The sequence below is a fragment of the Streptomyces sp. HUAS MG56 genome, from assembly GCF_058673395.1.
In genome coordinates this window covers 3,245,249-3,260,111 of the sequence record NZ_CM178722.1, presented here as the reverse complement: position 1 = coordinate 3,260,111, position 14,863 = coordinate 3,245,249, and the positions used below count along the sequence as shown (strand labels likewise).

The 14,863-nt window shown below is 71.9% G+C and carries 13 protein-coding genes; 8 read left to right on the top strand and 5 right to left on the bottom strand.

The features are described from left to right. Window positions 1-31: 31 nt before the first annotated feature. Both AC4OXY_RS15505 and AC4OXY_RS15500 read right to left on the bottom strand, forming a co-directional pair. On the bottom strand, window positions 32-1,426 hold the full coding sequence (locus AC4OXY_RS15505; RefSeq protein ID WP_356031070.1) for a metallopeptidase TldD-related protein: 1,395 nt from the start codon (window positions 1,424-1,426) through the stop codon (window positions 32-34). After that, window positions 1,423-2,946, bottom strand: coding sequence for a TldD/PmbA family protein (locus AC4OXY_RS15500; protein ID WP_491994078.1), 1,524 nt, complete (start codon window positions 2,944-2,946; stop codon window positions 1,423-1,425). The genes AC4OXY_RS15505 and AC4OXY_RS15500 overlap by 4 nt, the downstream gene beginning before the upstream one ends. Window positions 2,947-3,195: 249 nt before the next feature. Here AC4OXY_RS15500 and fabG point away from each other — a divergent pair, with 249 nt between their 5' ends. The 3 genes from fabG (at window position 3,196) to AC4OXY_RS15485 (ending at window position 5,231) form a co-directional block, all read left to right on the top strand. Then, window positions 3,196-3,900 (top strand): 3-oxoacyl-[acyl-carrier-protein] reductase, encoded by a 705-nt coding sequence (fabG, locus tag AC4OXY_RS15495; RefSeq protein WP_356031073.1) that lies wholly within the window; start codon window positions 3,196-3,198, stop codon window positions 3,898-3,900. Between the two features lie 5 nt (window positions 3,901-3,905). Further along, the gene (gene fabI / locus AC4OXY_RS15490) at window positions 3,906-4,673 is read left to right on the top strand and encodes an enoyl-ACP reductase FabI (protein WP_356031074.1); all 768 of its coding nucleotides are present in this window, start codon (window positions 3,906-3,908) and stop codon (window positions 4,671-4,673) included. A 207-nt stretch (window positions 4,674-4,880) separates the two neighbouring features. After that, a complete protein-coding gene (locus tag AC4OXY_RS15485) occupies window positions 4,881-5,231 on the top strand; it encodes a hypothetical protein (RefSeq protein ID WP_362818864.1) in 351 nt (116 codons plus the stop codon). Here AC4OXY_RS15485 and AC4OXY_RS15480 read toward each other — a convergent pair. Next, window positions 5,209-5,901 (bottom strand): FadR/GntR family transcriptional regulator, encoded by a 693-nt coding sequence (locus tag AC4OXY_RS15480; RefSeq protein WP_356031077.1) that lies wholly within the window; start codon window positions 5,899-5,901, stop codon window positions 5,209-5,211. The two genes, AC4OXY_RS15485 and AC4OXY_RS15480, sit on opposite strands and share 23 nt — an antisense overlap. 82 nt (window positions 5,902-5,983) lie before the next feature. Here AC4OXY_RS15480 and AC4OXY_RS15475 point away from each other — a divergent pair, with 82 nt between their 5' ends. The 4 genes from AC4OXY_RS15475 (at window position 5,984) to AC4OXY_RS15460 (ending at window position 8,598) form a co-directional block, all read left to right on the top strand. Continuing rightward, complete coding sequence (locus tag AC4OXY_RS15475; protein WP_491994077.1) at window positions 5,984-7,375, top strand: CynX/NimT family MFS transporter; 1,392 nt, start codon at window positions 5,984-5,986, stop codon at window positions 7,373-7,375. A gap of 117 nt (window positions 7,376-7,492) precedes the next feature. Then, entirely contained in the window at window positions 7,493-7,612 is a 120-nt protein-coding gene (locus AC4OXY_RS15470; RefSeq protein ID WP_256255592.1) for an SGM_5486 family transporter-associated protein, read from the top strand. Between the two features lie 182 nt (window positions 7,613-7,794). Further along, window positions 7,795-8,001, top strand: a complete 207-nt coding sequence (locus tag AC4OXY_RS15465; protein WP_376290973.1) for a hypothetical protein — start codon at window positions 7,795-7,797, stop codon at window positions 7,999-8,001. 78 nt (window positions 8,002-8,079) lie between these two features. Beyond that, on the top strand, window positions 8,080-8,598 hold the full coding sequence (locus AC4OXY_RS15460; protein WP_356031082.1) for a SixA phosphatase family protein: 519 nt from the start codon (window positions 8,080-8,082) through the stop codon (window positions 8,596-8,598). Window positions 8,599-8,680: 82 nt separating this feature from the next. Here the strand turns inward: AC4OXY_RS15460 and serB are convergent, their stop codons facing one another. Both serB and AC4OXY_RS15450 read right to left on the bottom strand, forming a co-directional pair. Beyond that, window positions 8,681-9,904, bottom strand: a complete 1,224-nt coding sequence (serB, locus tag AC4OXY_RS15455; protein ID WP_356031083.1) for a phosphoserine phosphatase SerB — start codon at window positions 9,902-9,904, stop codon at window positions 8,681-8,683. 156 nt (window positions 9,905-10,060) lie between these two features. Next, a complete protein-coding gene (locus AC4OXY_RS15450; protein ID WP_491994076.1) occupies window positions 10,061-11,965 on the bottom strand; it encodes a streptophobe family protein in 1,905 nt (634 codons plus the stop codon). 262 nt (window positions 11,966-12,227) lie between these two features. Between AC4OXY_RS15450 and AC4OXY_RS15445 the strand changes: the two genes are divergently transcribed. Continuing rightward, on the top strand, window positions 12,228-14,822 hold the full coding sequence (locus AC4OXY_RS15445) for an FHA domain-containing protein (RefSeq protein WP_362818855.1): 2,595 nt from the start codon (window positions 12,228-12,230) through the stop codon (window positions 14,820-14,822). Window positions 14,823-14,863: the final 41 nt, after the last annotated feature.

Sequence of the window (14,863 nt, the reverse complement as noted above, 5' to 3'; positions counted from 1 at the left end):
TCGGGCAGTCGAGCGACTGCCGCCTACGAGGTTATACGCCCTGACTGACAGAGCTCATATTGAAATCCGGGATGCGCAGCGCGGGCATCGCGGCCCGGGTGAACCAGTCGCTCCACTCGCGCGGCAGCGTCTTCTCGGTGCGCCCGGCCTCCGCGGCCCGCCCCAGCAGGTCCACCGGCGACTCGTTGAACCGGAAGTTGTTCACCTGCCCGGTCACCTCGCCGTTCTCCACGAGGTAGACGCCGTCCCGGGTCAGACCGGTCAGCAGCAGCGTCGCCGGGTCGACCTCGCGGATGTACCACAGGCACGTCAGCAGCAGCCCGCGCTCGGTGTCCGCGACCATGTCCTCCAGGGAGCGGTCGGTGCCGCCGTCCAGGATCAGGTTCCCGAGCGCCGGGGCGACCGGCAGCCCCGTCAGCGCCGCGCTGTGCCGGGTGGTCGTCAGATGCCTCAGCACGCCCTCGCCGACCCACTCGGTGGTGTGCGCCGGCAGTCCGTTGTCGAACACCGACTGGTCGCCGCCCGAGGAGTGGGCGACCACGAACGGCGCGCACTCCAGACCCGGCTCGTGCGGATCGCTGCGCAGCGTCAGCGGCAGGCCGCTCAGCCTGTCGCCCACGCGCGTGCCCCCGCCCGGCTTGGAGAACACCGTCCGGCCCTCGGCCGCGTCCCGGCCCGACGCCGACCACAGCTGGTAGATCAGCAGGTCCGCGACCGCCGTCGGCGGCAGCAGGGTCTCGTACCGGCCCGCGGGCAGCTCCACGCGCCGCTCGGCCCAGCCGAGCCGTACGGCCAGCTCCGCGTCCATGGCGGCCGGGTCGACGTCCTTGAAGTCACGCGTGGAACGGCCGGCCCAGGCCGAGCGCAGCCGGTCGGGCGACTTGGCGTTCAGCTCCAGCGTGCCGGTGGGCTGGTCGTGGCGCAGGCGCAGTCCCGTGGACGTGCCCAGGTACGTCGACACCAGCTCGTGGTTGGCGAAGCCGTACAACTCGCGGCCGCCCGCACGGGCGCGTGCGAACGCCTCGCCGAGCGCCGGGGCGAAGTCGGCGAACACCGCCGAGGAGGTCTCGGCGGGCGCGTCCGTGAAGTCGGGGGACTCCGGCACCCCGCCGACCAGGGGCTGCGCGTCCTCGGCGGGCCCGGCACCGCGCGCGGCGGCCTCGGCGGCCCGCACCAGAGGCTCCAACTCGTCCGCCGTGACGGCCGACCGGGACACGACACCCGAGGCCGTGCCCTCTTTGCCGGCCACGGTCGCGATCACGGTGAGCGTACGGCCGCGCGTCACGCCGTTGGTGGTGAGCGAGTTGCCCGCCCAGCGCAGGTTGGCCGTCGAGTGCTCGTCGGCGATGACGACACAGCCGTCGGCCCGGGACAGCGCGAGCGCCTGCTCCACGACCTCGTGCGGCTTGTTGCTGCGGGCGCTCATCGACCGGCCTCCTGCGTGGTGTTCAGAATGTTGACGCCCTTGAAGAGGGCGGAAGGACATCCGTGCGACACGGCCGCCACCTGGCCGGGCTGTGCCTTGCCGCAGTTGAAGGCGCCACCGAGGACGTAGGTCTGCGGACCGCCCACGGCCGCCATCGAGCCCCAGAAGTCCGTCGTGGTCGCCTGGTACGCCACGTCCTTCAGCTGCCCGGTGATCCGCCCGTTCTCGATCCTGAAGAAGCGCTGCCCGGTGAACTGGAAGTTGTACCGCTGCATGTCGATCGACCAGGACCGGTCACCGACGACGTAGATGCCCCGGTCGACGCTCCCGATCAGGTCCTCCGTGGACAGCCCGGCGGGATCCGGCTGGAGCGAGACGTTGGCCATGCGCTGCACCGGCACATGCCCGGGGGAGTCGGCGTAGGCGCAGCCGTTGGAGCGGTCGAACCCGGTCAGCTTCGCGATCCTGCGGTCCAGCTGGTAGCCGACCAGCGTGCCGTCCCTCACCAGGTCCCAGGACTGCGCGGCGACGCCCTCGTCGTCGTAGCCGACGGTCGCGAGGCCGTGCTCGGCGGTGCGGTCGCCGGTGACGTTCATCAGCTCGGAGCCGTAACGCAGCTTGCCCAGCTGGTCGAAGGTGGCGAAGGAGGTGCCGGCGTAGGCGGCCTCGTAGCCGAGGGCGCGGTCCAGCTCGGTGGCGTGACCGATGGACTCGTGGATCGTCAGCCACAGGTTGGAGGGATCGACCACCAGGTCGTACAGGCCCGGCTCCACGCTCGGCGCCCGCATCTTCTCGGCGAGCAGCTCCGGGATCCGCTCCAGCTCGCCGTCCCAGTCCCAGCCGGTGCCGGTCAGGTACTCCCAGCCGCGTCCGACCGGCGGCGCGATGGTCCGCATCGAGTCGAACTCACCGCTGGACTCGTCCACCGAGACCGCCGTCAGCTCCGGATGCAGCCGCACCCGCTGCTGGGTGGTCACGGTCCCCGCCGTATCGGCGTAGAACTTGTTCTCGTGCACGGTGAGCAGCGAGGCGTCGACGTGGCTGACGCCCGGTGCGGCCAGCAGCCGCGTGCTCCACTCGGCCAGCAGCGCCGACTTCTCCTCGTCCGGCACGGAGAAGGGATCGATCTCGTACGACGAGATCCACGTCCTGTCGGCGTGCACGGGTTCGTCGGCCAGTTCCACCCGCTCCGTCGACCCGGCGGCCTTGATCACCTGGGCGGACAGCCTGGCCATCGCCACCGCCTGCGAGGCGACCTTGGCCGCGGCGTCCAGGGTCAGGTCGACCCCGGAGGCGAAGCCCCACGTACCGCCGTGCACGACCCGGACCGCGTACCCGAGGTCGGTGGTGTCCGACGAGCCGGCGGGCCTGGCGTCCCGCAGCCGCCAGGACGCGCTGCGCACCCGCTCGAACCGGAAGTCCGCGTGCTCGGCCCCCAGCGCACGCGCGCGTGCCAGCGCGGCGTCGGCGAGGGCGCGCAGGGGAAGCGCTGTGAAGGCTTCGTCGATGGAATGGGGCACGGAGGTCTCCCTGCTGTCGTGGCCTGTCTGGTCCGATCATGTCGTGGACGCGCCCCCGGGGACTACACGGTTTCGGTCCCGTCCCGGTCCTTTCTGTAGGGATCCGACAGGGACTTCCCCGTGCCACTGTCGGTGCCCGCTTGCCCGAGCGCGCGGCGCTACCGATAGGTTTTCGATGAAGCCGCCTGTCATCGACGTGTTCGGGCGGGTGGGCCCCACGCTTCAGACCGCTATCGAAAGGGTGATCCGTTGAGCCGCTCGGTTCTCGTCACCGGAGGAAACCGGGGCATCGGCCTCGCCATCGCCCGCGCATTCGCCGACGCGGGCGACAAGGTCGCGATCACGTACCGCTCGGGCGAACCGCCGGCCGGCTTCTTCGCCGTCAAGTGCGACATCACCGACCCGGAGCAGGTGGAGCAGGCCTACAAGGAGATCGAGGACCAGCACGGTCCGGTCGAGGTCCTGATCGCCAACGCCGGCGTGACCAAGGACCAGCTCCTGATGCGCATGTCCGAGGAGGACTTCACCTCGGTCATCGACACCAACCTCACCGGCACCTTCCGTGTCGTCAAGCGCGCGAACCGCGGCATGCTGCGCGCCAAGAAGGGCCGCGTCGTCCTGATCTCGTCCGTGGTCGGCCTGCTCGGCTCGGCGGGGCAGGCGAACTACGCCGCCTCCAAGGCCGCCCTCGTCGGCTTCGCGCGTTCCCTCGCCCGTGAGCTGGGCTCGCGCAACATCACCTTCAACGTCGTCGCGCCCGGCTTCGTCGACACCGACATGACCAAGGCGCTCACCGACGAGCAGCGCGAGAACATCGTGTCTCAGGTGCCGCTCGGCCGTTACGCGCAGCCCGAGGAGATCGCCGCGACGGTGCGGTTCCTCGCCTCGGACGACGCCTCGTACATCACTGGAGCCGTCATCCCCGTTGACGGCGGACTGGGAATGGGTCACTGATCACCATGAGCGGAATCCTCGAGGGCAAGCGCGTTCTGATCACGGGCGTGCTGATGGAGTCCTCCATCGCCTTCCACGCGGCCAAGCTGGCCCAGGAGCAGGGCGCGGAGATCATCCTGACCGCGTTCCCGCGACCCACGCTGACCGAGCGCATCGCCAAGAAGCTGCCGAAGCCCACCAAGGTCATCGAGCTGGACGTGACGAACGAGGAGCACCTCGCGCGGCTGGCCGACGTCGTGGGCGAGGAGCTGGGCGGCCTCGACGGCGTCGTGCACTCCATCGGCTTCGCTCCGCAGGACGCGCTCGGCGGCAACTTCCTCAACACCCCGTTCGAGTCCGTGGCCACCGCCATGCACGTCTCGGCGTTCTCCCTGAAGTCGCTGACCATGGCCTGCCTGCCGCTGATGCAGAACGGCGGCTCTGTCGTCGGCCTCACCTTCGACGCGCAGTACGCCTGGCCGCAGTACGACTGGATGGGCCCGGCCAAGGCCGCCCTGGAGGCGACCAGCCGCTACATGGCGCGTGACCTGGGCAAGCAGAACATCCGGTGCAACCTCATCTCCGCGGGCCCGATCGGCTCCATGGCCGCCAAGTCCATCCCGGGCTTCGCCGACCTGGCCTCCGTGTGGGACTCCCGCTCCCCGCTGGAGTGGGACCTGAAGGACCCGGAGCCGGCCGGCCGCGGCATCGTCGCCCTGCTGAGCGACTGGTTCCCGAAGACCACCGGCGAGATCATCCACGTCGACGGCGGTCTGCACGCGATCGGCGCGTGACTGCCGCCGCTGAGGCGTAGCAGGCGGCCGAGGCCCGCACCTCTGAGGGGGCTGCGGGCCTCGGCCGTATCCGGGGCGAGCACGCCCCTGGGGCGGCCGGCGTCACCCGTTCGGCCCACCCGTCGGGCGGCCGGACCGCCCAACGGCGCACTCTGATTACGCGTTCACCTCGCGCGATCCTCCCCGGCCCGGCAGAGGAGGCCCCTTGTGCGCCTGCCCGGACGCCTGGCTCCGGTGACCGTGGCCGTGGCCCTCGTGCTCTGTCTGCCGTACGACGCGATGCCCTACGCGCGCGTGGACGGCGGAAAGCCGCCCGCGCCGAACCTCTTCGGCGCCGCCTGCCGGACCGACGTCCACGGCTCCCACGTGGTGGCCTACTGCCACAACCCCTACGTCGACACCGACCGCGTACGCCTGCACATCAAGTGCGCGCAGTGGTGGGACATCGGCACCGACAGCGCACCGGTGGACACCCCGCCCGCCCTGACCGTACGGCTCACGGGCCGGTGCTGGAAGGCCGTCCGCGCGGTCTGGATCAGCCACCAGAGGGAGCGCTGAACCGGCCCGGGCGGCACAGGAACGGATAGCTCGCCGCCTCGGTCGCGGCCGCCTCCCTGTCGCCGTTGCGGATCGCGTCCATCAGCCGGGTGTGGTCCATGTGCGTCTCCGGGGTCAGCTCCGCCCCCACGTCCGCGCGCAGCCAGTCCCGCAGGACCTCGCCCAGGTCGGCGTACATCGCCGTCATGGCGTCGTTGTGGGAGGCGGCCACGACGGCCAGGTGGAAGGTGGCGTCGGCGGCCACGAACGCCTCCGCCTCGCCCGTCTCCCAGGCCTCCTCGCGCCGCCGCATGAGCGCGTCCAGGTGCTTGAGGTCCTTCTCGGTACGCCGCTCGGCGGCCAGCTTGGCCGCGGCCGACTCCAGCGCGGCGCGCAGTTCGGCGATGTGCCGCGGGTCGGCGTCGGCGAACCGGCGGTGCATCACCCCGGCCAGCTCACTCGTCGCCACCACGTACGTGCCCGAGCCCTGCCGGATGTCCAGCAGCCCGTTGTGCGCCAGCGCGCGCACGGCCTCGCGGACGGTGTTGCGGGCGACCCCCAGCTGCTCGACCAGCTCCGGTTCCGTCGGGATGCGTGAGCCGACGGGCCACTCGCCGGAGGTGATCTGGTTGCGCAGTTCGGCGATGACCTGCTCGGACAGCGCCGAACGGCGCGGATGGCTCAGGGGCATGGCACACCTTCGCACGACGGGCCCGGGTCCGTACGACCCGGGAATGGACAGTCAATCATCCCATCATTCTATGATGGGTCTCATGGCTAGTGAGGAAACCCGGACAGCGGAAACCCGGACGGCGGACACGCGTACGGCGATGTCATCCACGTCCACGTCGTCCACCGGACGCGGTGCCGCCGCGGCGAGTACCCCCGAGACGCCCCCCGGCGCAGGCCGCACGCGCGCGTGGGCGACGCGGCTGGTCGTCCTCGGCATCGTGCTGTCCGCGCTGAACCTCCGCCCGGCCATCACGAGCCTCGGCGCCCTCCTGGAGGAGGTGCGCGACGGGCTCGGCATGAGCGGCAGCGTGGCCGGTCTGCTCACCTCCGTGCCCCCGCTCTGCTTCGCCGTCTTCGGCGTCACCGCCCCCCGCCTGGCCCGCCGCTTCGGCCCGGCCGCCGTGGTCTGCGCCGGCATGGTCGCCATCACGGCGGGCCTGCTGATACGGCCGTACGTCGGCGGCACCGCCGGATTCCTGGCCGCCACCGCGCTCGCCCTCATGGGCATCGCGGTCAGCAACGTGCTCATGCCCGTCATCGTCAAGCGCTGGTTCCCCGACCGCGTCGGCTCCATGACCGGTCTCTACTCGATGGCCCTCGCCCTGGGCACCTCCCTCGCCGCCGCGGTCACCGTGCCGCTGACGGACGCGATGGGCGGCGACTGGCAGTCCGGCCTCGCCGTGTGGGCCGGCCTCGCGGCCGCCGCCGTCCTGCCCTGGCTGCCGCTCGTCCGCGACCGCGGCGCCGCCCCCGGGCAGCAGCGGCCGGAGCAGGCGCGGCCGGAGCAGGCGCGGCCGGAGCGGGCGCGCACGGCCGGAGCGGCGGCCGAGGAGCAGTCCGTGCCCCTGCGCATCACCCGCAGCCGCACCGCGTGGGCGCTCGCCGTCTTCTTCGGTCTCCAGGCCACCGCCGCCTACATCACCATGGGCTGGATGGCGCAGATCTTCCGGGACGCCGGTGTCGCGGCCGGCACCGCCGGCCTGCTGCTCGCCGTCACCATGGTGATGGGCGTGCCGCTGGCCTTCGTCATCCCGCGCGTCGCCACGCGGCTGCCCCACCAGGGGCCGATCGTGCTGGTCCTCGGTGTGTGCGGGCTCGCCGGATACGCCGGCCTGTACCTCGCGCCGGCCGGCGGCGCCTGGGCCTGGGCGGTGCTGCTCGGCATCTCCAACTGCGCCTTCCCGTTGGCCCTGACCATGGTCGGCATGCGCGCCCGGAGCGGTGCGGGCGTGGCCCAGCTGTCCGCGTTCGCGCAGAGCACCGGCTATCTGATCTCCATTCCGGGCCCGCTGCTGGTCGGCGTGCTCTACCAGCAGAGCGGTGGCTGGGGGCTGCCGATCGCCCTCATGGCGGGCCTGATGGTGCCGCAGATGCTGGTCGGCTTCCTGGCGGGCCGCAACCGCACGGTGGAGGAAGAGGCGGCGGCCCACTGAGCGGACCGCCCCCGCGCGCGTGCCACCCCGGAGCCACGGAGTCACCCAGCCACGGCGCCACGCTGAGCGGACCACCCCGGCCGCACGCGCGCGGGGAACCGGTGCGAGACTGACGGCATGCAGCCTGTGCTCGACCCGAACCCGCAGAACGGCCAGAAGAAGATGCTGATCGTCTTCGGCTCGTTCTTCGCCATCTTCGCCGTCATCGCCGTCATCGCGATCATCGCCTCCCCGTGAGGGCCGCACCCGGGCCCTCCGTCCCGGCGGATGGTGGGGCTGGCCCCACCATCCCCTAGGGGGTAAGGGTCAGGGTGAAGTGGGTGGATCTCCGGATGGGCCGCAGGACGCGGATTCCGTAGCTTCGAGTGGTGACCGCGCGAGGCGGTCACGGACCCGCTCGAAGACCCGCGGAGGCGATCATGTCGGCCCGTACCCACTCCCGGCCCCACGCGGCGCCCACGAGCGGCGTCGACATCCGGCTGCCCTGGTGGGCCCTCGCCCTGCCCGCGCTCGCGTTCATCTCGCTGCTGCTGCTCATACTGAACCCGTCGGACGCACACGCGGCGGGCGGCGACCCCACGATCACGCACCTCTTCGAACGCGCCCAGCAACTCCTCGCGCGCTGATCCGGAGCCCCGTGCGCGGGTGAACCCCCACACCAACTCCCTGCACCACCTGGCTTGTTTCATGCGAAGCTGGGTTTCATGAGCGTTGAAGAACCTCGCAAGATCGTCCTCCTCCGGCATGCGAAGGCCGACTGGGGCCAGGAAGCCGACCACGAACGGCCCCTCGCCGAGCGCGGCCGTCAGGACGCCCCCGTCGCGGGCCGCAAGCTGGCCGACGCAGGGATCACCTTCGACCTGGCCCTCTGCTCCACCGCCGCCCGGACCCGTGAGACCTGGAAGCTCGCCGTCCACGAGCTCGCGGAGCGACCGAGGACCGTCTACGAGGAGCGGGTCTACGAGGCATCCCTGGGCGAGCTGATCGCCCTGCTCAACGAGACCCCGGACGACGTGCGCAACCTCGTCCTGATCGGCCACAACCCCGGGATCCACGCCCTCGCCGACGCCCTCGCGGGCGAGACCGAGGGCGAGTGCCTCCCGCGGATGAACCGCACCGGCTTCCCGACCGCCGCCTTCGCGGTGCTCACCTTCGAGGGCTCCTGGAAGTCCGTGGAGCACGGCGTGGCCAAGCTGGTCGACTTCTGGGCCCCGCACAGCTGACGCGGAGCGGAAGACGAAGGGCCCGGCGCCGCGCGGGCGGTACCGGGCCCTTCTCCGTACGCGGGCCGTTGTGCGGGCCCGCTCAGTCCTCGTCGTGCGTGTCGGCCGCCTCGACCTCTTCGCGGGTGATGCCCAGCAGGTACAGCACGGTGTCGAGGAAGGGGAAGTTCACCGCCGTGTGCGCCGCCTCGCGGACCACCGGCTTGGCATTGAAGGCCACGCCCAGGCCGGCCGCGTTCAGCATGTCCAGATCGTTGGCACCGTCGCCGATCGCCACGGTCTGTGACAGCGGCACCCCCGCCTCCGCGGCGAACCGCCGCAGCAGCCGCGCCTTGCCGGCCCGGTCCACGATCTCGCCGGTGACCCGGCCGGTGAGCTTCCCGTCGACGATCTCCAGCGTGTTGGCCTGCGCGAAGTCCAGGCCCAGCCGTTCCTTCAGATCGTCCGTGACCTGGGTGAAGCCGCCGGAGACCACACCGACCTGGTAGCCGAGTCGTTTCAGCGTGCGGATCAGGGTGCGCGCGCCCGGTGTCAGCCGGACCTCGTTGCGCACCTTCTCCACGACGGAGGCGTCCAGCCCCTTCAGCAGCGCCACGCGCGCGTGCAGTGACTGCTCGAAGTCCAGCTCCCCGCGCATCGCCGCCGCCGTCACCTCGGCGACCTTGTCCGCGCAGTCGGCGTGCGCCGCGAACAGCTCGATGACCTCGTCCTGGATCAGCGTGGAGTCCACGTCCATGACCACCAGTCGCTGGGCGCGCCGGTGCAGGCCCGCCGAGACGACCGCGATGTCGACACCCAGTGCCGCCGCGTCGGACGCCAGAGCCGTGCGCAGCGGCTCGGTCTCCACCCCGGAGATCGCGAACTCCACAGCCGTCACCGGGTACTTGGCGAGCCGGAAGATACGGTCGATGTTGCCGCCGGTCTTCGCGATCCGCCCGGCCACGGCGGCCGTCGACTCGGCGGTGAGCGGATGGCCGAGCACGGTCACCAGGGAGCGCCCGAGACCACGCGGCCGGTTGTCGCCGTGCCCCGAGATGATCTCCGCCTGCATCTTCACCGACTCGGCCCAGCTGTGCACGGTGGCCCGCAGGTCGCCCTCCAGACCGGCCGGCGGCTGGGTCACCAGCGCGCACAGCACCAGCCGGCCCCGGGTGACGACCTGCTCGATGTCGACCACGTCGACCAGGTAGGCGGCGAGGGTGTCGAAGAGCCCGGCCGTGATGCCCGGCCTGTCCTTGCCGAAGATCTTGACGAGGAGGGTGGGGGCCTCAGGGGTCTGCGAAGCGGCGGTCTGCGAAGCGCTCATGGTGTCACCACCGTATCCGGCACCCAGTGCCTGGCGCCGCAGAGGTCCGCCTGACGGACACGGAACAATGGATGTCGGGCGGGTGTCAGGGATCTTGCCGCCACACGAAGGACGGCGGCGAGAGCGCCGCGCCGGGCCGGGCGACGGAGCCACCGGTCATCCCGTGCGCTTCGGTTTCCCCGGCGGTGGCGGTGGTGGCAGGGGAGGCGGGGGTGGCGGTGGCCACTGCGTGCGCTCCGGCCCCGGCGGGGAGCCGTCCGGCCGTGGGGCGGGACGGCGCCGAGAGCCCGGGGGAGCGGGGCCGACGGGCCCGTCGATGGTCGGTGCGCCGTACATGCCGTACGTCCCGCCCTGAGCCCCCGGCGGACCGCCCCCGGCCCGCGACGCGTCGTCCGCGGCCCCCGGCGGCCGTGCGTCCTGCGGCTCCTCGCCCGCTTCCCCCGGCACCCGCAGGTACGGATTGGTGTCCGGGTTCGGCGGCCGGTACGGCACGCTCGGCACATACGGTCCCGCGCCGTCGCCGTGCCCCGTCGGCCGCGCCTCTTCGTCGTACCCCGCGCCCCCGCCCGCCTGCGCACCGTTCCCCCACCCCGCGACGTCCCGAGCCGCCCACACCGCCCCGGACCCCGCCGCCCCCGCGCCCCACGCCAGCAGCGCTCCCGTCGCCCCGGCCCCGGCCCCCCACGCCGCCCCCAGCAGGAGCGCGGCGCCGAGGTGCCCGTGCAGGGCGATGCCCGCGCCGAAGGCGTCGAAGCCGAGCACGGACAGGGACGCGGTCACGGAGACATCCGTCAGCCGGGCGAGCAGCGGGAGAGCGAGCGCCGTCACGACGGCCAGTCGCAGCGCACAGCGGGCGGCCAGGCCGAGAGCGCCACCGGGTGGCGTCTTCCCGCGACCGGGAGCGCCACCGGGCGCCCGTACCTCGTGGCCCTCGCCGGGCCGGCGTGCCACCGGCGTACGGACCGCCGTCAGTACGCCGGCCAGCAGCATCGCCAGGGCCGCCGCCACCCCCAGCAGCCACACGCGGCCGTCCAGGCCGGCCAGCCGATCCAGGGTCACCGGCCGGTCGGCGGTCGTGCCGAGGAACTGGTCCAGCGGATGGGGGAGGAAGGCGCGGAGCAGCCCCGTGGCGTGACCGTCCCAGGGGACGAACAGGCCGAGGGGCAGGCCGAGCCAGACGCCGTTCGGGGTGCCGAGCAGGGCCGCTCCGGCGATCCTGCGCGGATGGTCGTCGCCGATCGCCGCGTACACCGCCGCCGCGAGCCCGGCCGCCACGGTCAGCAGGAGCACGGTGACGAGCGCCGAGACCGCCGGCCGGACCACCCGGTGCACGGCGGACCAGCCCGGGGGCAGCGGCGCGCGGCGCGCGGCCAGCAGCGCGAGCAGCAGGACGCCGGCGCACCAGCCGAGGCCGCCCAGCAGCGTGGCCGGGGTGTCCACGGTGAAACCGACGCCGGCCCGGGCGTGGATCAGACCGCCGATCCCGTGCGGCAGCAGTCCGCCCACGTCGCCGATGCCGGGCAGGGTGAGCCCGCCGCCCCCCTTTCCGCCCGCGCCGCCCGTGCCGAGCAGGCCGCCCGTGCCGAGCGAGCCGCCGTCCACGGTGATGACGTCGTGCCCCGCCCAGGCGAGCCCGCCCAGCAGCGCGACGAAGAGCGCGACCACCGTGCCCGCACGCGCGAGGAGTTCGGCGGGCGTGATCACAACTCCCGCCGTGCGTAAGGACCGTAGGAAGAACCACGACAACAGCAGGGCACCGACCAGGCTCACCCCGAGTGGCGTGATCTCGATGGCCGCGTGCGCCGCCTCGCCTTTGAGTCCGAAAGCGGACACATCGCCCGACGGTACGACCGAACCACCCGCCCCTAGTGCCACAACGGCCGCCGTCATGGGGCCCAGTGAGCCGGCCGCGTCCGCCCGGAGCAGATGCAGCCCGAGCGCGGCCGTGCCGGCCATCCCGGCCAGCGCCCAGCTCACCGCCGCGATCGCGGACAACAGCGCGTCGGCCCAGGGCACCTTTCCGGCGCGCCGTGCGGTCCCGGCACGCGTGGCAGACCTCATGTCAGCCCCCGATCCCCTCCTGGCGGATCCCGTCGAACCGCGGCGCGACGGCCCGGCCGCGCGTGTCCCCCTCGCCGGGATTACCACTCTCCGGGGGGATTTCAACCCCGTCAACGGCGCCTGTTGCAGCGCACGGACGCATTCGTGACAAGGCCCGGGTTTCGGTCAGGGGCCGGAGCCTGAAATAGTTCCCCCCGATGTTCGACATCCCTAGACTCCCTGCGATGGGGGTAATTCGGGGGACAACTCAGTGGGGCATGGAGTGCCTGAACTCGTTCTGGAATCAAACGGACGGACCTGGACGCTGGATCCGTCCAGGCCGTACACCCTCGGCCGCGATCCGCAGGGTGACATCGTCTTCGACGACGCCAGGGTGTCCTGGCGACACGCCACGGTCAGTTTCGACGGCCGTAGTTGGGTCATCGAGGACCACGGCAGCACCAACGGCACGTTCGTGCAGGGCCGGCGGATCCAGCAGGTGGAGATCGGCCCGGGCACGGCGCTGCATCTCGGCAACGCGACCGACGGACCGCGGCTGAATCTGTCCGGTGCCGCGGCGGGCCGGCAGCAGCCCGCGCCGTACGCCGCGCAGGGCGCCGGTGCGCCGGGCTGGGCCCAGCAGGCCCCGCAGCAGGCAGCCGCCGCACCGCAGGCAGCGGTACCGCAGCAGGCACCGGCCCAGCAGGCGCCGACGCCGCAGCAGGCCGCGCCGGCCGGGTGGCAGCAGCAGCCGCAGGCGTCGGCGTTCCCGCAGCAGGCGGGGCCCGCCGACCCGTACGCGCAAGCGCATCCCGGTGGTGGCGCGGGGGCGCCGCCGGCCTACGGCGACCGCAGCCCGACCACGTTCCACCAGTTCGCGGTCGGCCGCGTCATGCGCATCGGCCGTGCCCTGGAGAACGAGCTGGTCGTCTCCGACCTGCAGGTCTCGCGGCACCACGCCGAGTTCCACTCGACGCCCGACGGCCGCTTCGAGATCCGCGACCTCGGCTCGCACAACGGCACGTACGTCAACGGCCAGCCGATCGCCAAGGGCGGCTCGGTGCTGCTCGGCCCGGCCGACATCGTCGGTGTCGGCCACTCCACCTTCCGGATCGTCGGCGACCGGCTGGAGGAGTTCGTCGACACCGGTGAGGTCTCCTTCTCCGCGCGCCATCTGACCGTCACGGTCGACGGCGGCAAGCAGATCCTGAAGGACGTCTCCTTCGGTGTCCCGGAGAAGTCGCTGATCGCGGTCATCGGCCCGTCCGGCTCCGGCAAGTCGACCCTGCTCAAGGCGCTCACCGGCTACCGGCCCGCCAACCAGGGCGAGGTGCTGTACGACAACCGGAACCTGTACAAGCAGTTCGCCGAGCTGCGCCAGCGCATCGGTCTGGTCCCGCAGGACGACATCCTGCACAAGGAGCTGACCGTCAAGAAGGCCCTGAAGTACGCGGCCAAGCTGCGCTTCCCGGCCGACACCACGGCGCAGGAGCGCGACGCCCGCATCGACGAGGTGCTGCGCGAGCTGAAGCTCGACATCCACAAGGACAAGAAGGTCACCTCGCTCTCCGGCGGCCAGCGCAAGCGTGTCTCGGTGGCGCTGGAGCTGCTCACCAAGCCGTCGCTGATCTTCCTGGACGAGCCGACCTCCGGTCTCGACCCGGGCATGGACCGTGACGTCATGCAGCTGCTGCGCGGCCTCGCCGACGACGGCCGCACCGTCCTCGTCGTCACCCACTCGGTGGCCGAGCTGGCACTGTGCGACAAGCTGCTGGTGATGGCGCCGGGCGGCGCGGTGGCGTACTTCGGCCCGCCGGAGGAGGCGCTGAACTTCTTCGGCTACGACAGCTGGGCCGACGTCTTCTCCGCCTTCGAGAACTACCGCGACTACGACTGGGCGGGCCGCTGGAAGGGCTCGCAGCACTACCAGATGTACGCGGCGGACGTCGACGCGGCGGCCCCGCAGTCCGTACAGCACATGCCTCCGATGCAGGCCATCAGGCCGCCGAAGCCCCAGCCGTGGGGTTCGCAGCTGCTGACCCTGATCCGGCGCTATGTGTCGGTGATCGTCTCCGACAAGGGCTTCCTGGCGCTGACGGTGATCCTGCCCGCGGTGCTCGGCTCGGTCAGCCTCCTGATCGACCACAAGCGGGGTCTGCTGGTGAACCCGATGATCAACAAGATCACCGGCGCGCACATCCCGAACGGCACGGCCACCACGGTGCTGCTGATCCTCGCCGTCGGCGCGTGCTTCGCGGGCGCCGCGAACTCGGTCCGCGAGCTGATCAAGGAACGGGTCATCTACGAGCGGGAACGCGCGACGGGTCTGTCCCGGTCGGCGTACCTGATGTCCAAGGTGGTCGTGCTCGGCGCCGTCACCGTGCTCCAGGGCCTGCTGGTCGGCGTGATCGGCTTCGCCAGCCGGACGATCCCGGACCAGGGCGTGGTGCTCGGCGGCTCGACGCTGTTCGAGCTGTGCCTGCCGATCATGGCGCTCGGCTTCACCTCGATGATGTTCGGCCTGGTGATCTCCTCGCTGGTGAAGACCGCCGAGAAGACCATGCCGCTGCTGGTGATGTTCGCGATCATCCAGGTCGTCTTCACCGGCTGCCTGTTCACCCTGCACGGCACGCTCGGCGTCAACGAGTTCTCGTACCTGATGCCGTCGCGCTGGGCGGTGGCCGCGGCCGGCGCCACGCTGGACTTCAACAACATCTCCCCGAACACCGACAACCCGTCCAGCACCGACCCGCTGTGGAACCACACGGCAGGGGCCTGGACCCTGGACATGATCGCGCTGATCGCGCTCGGTGTGATCTGCGGCTTCTTCGTGGCCCGCTTCCTGCGCCGCCACGAGCCGGAGGTCATGCGCAAGTAACCGCGCCCGTACGACACCGAAGGGCGGCCCCCGTTTCCGGG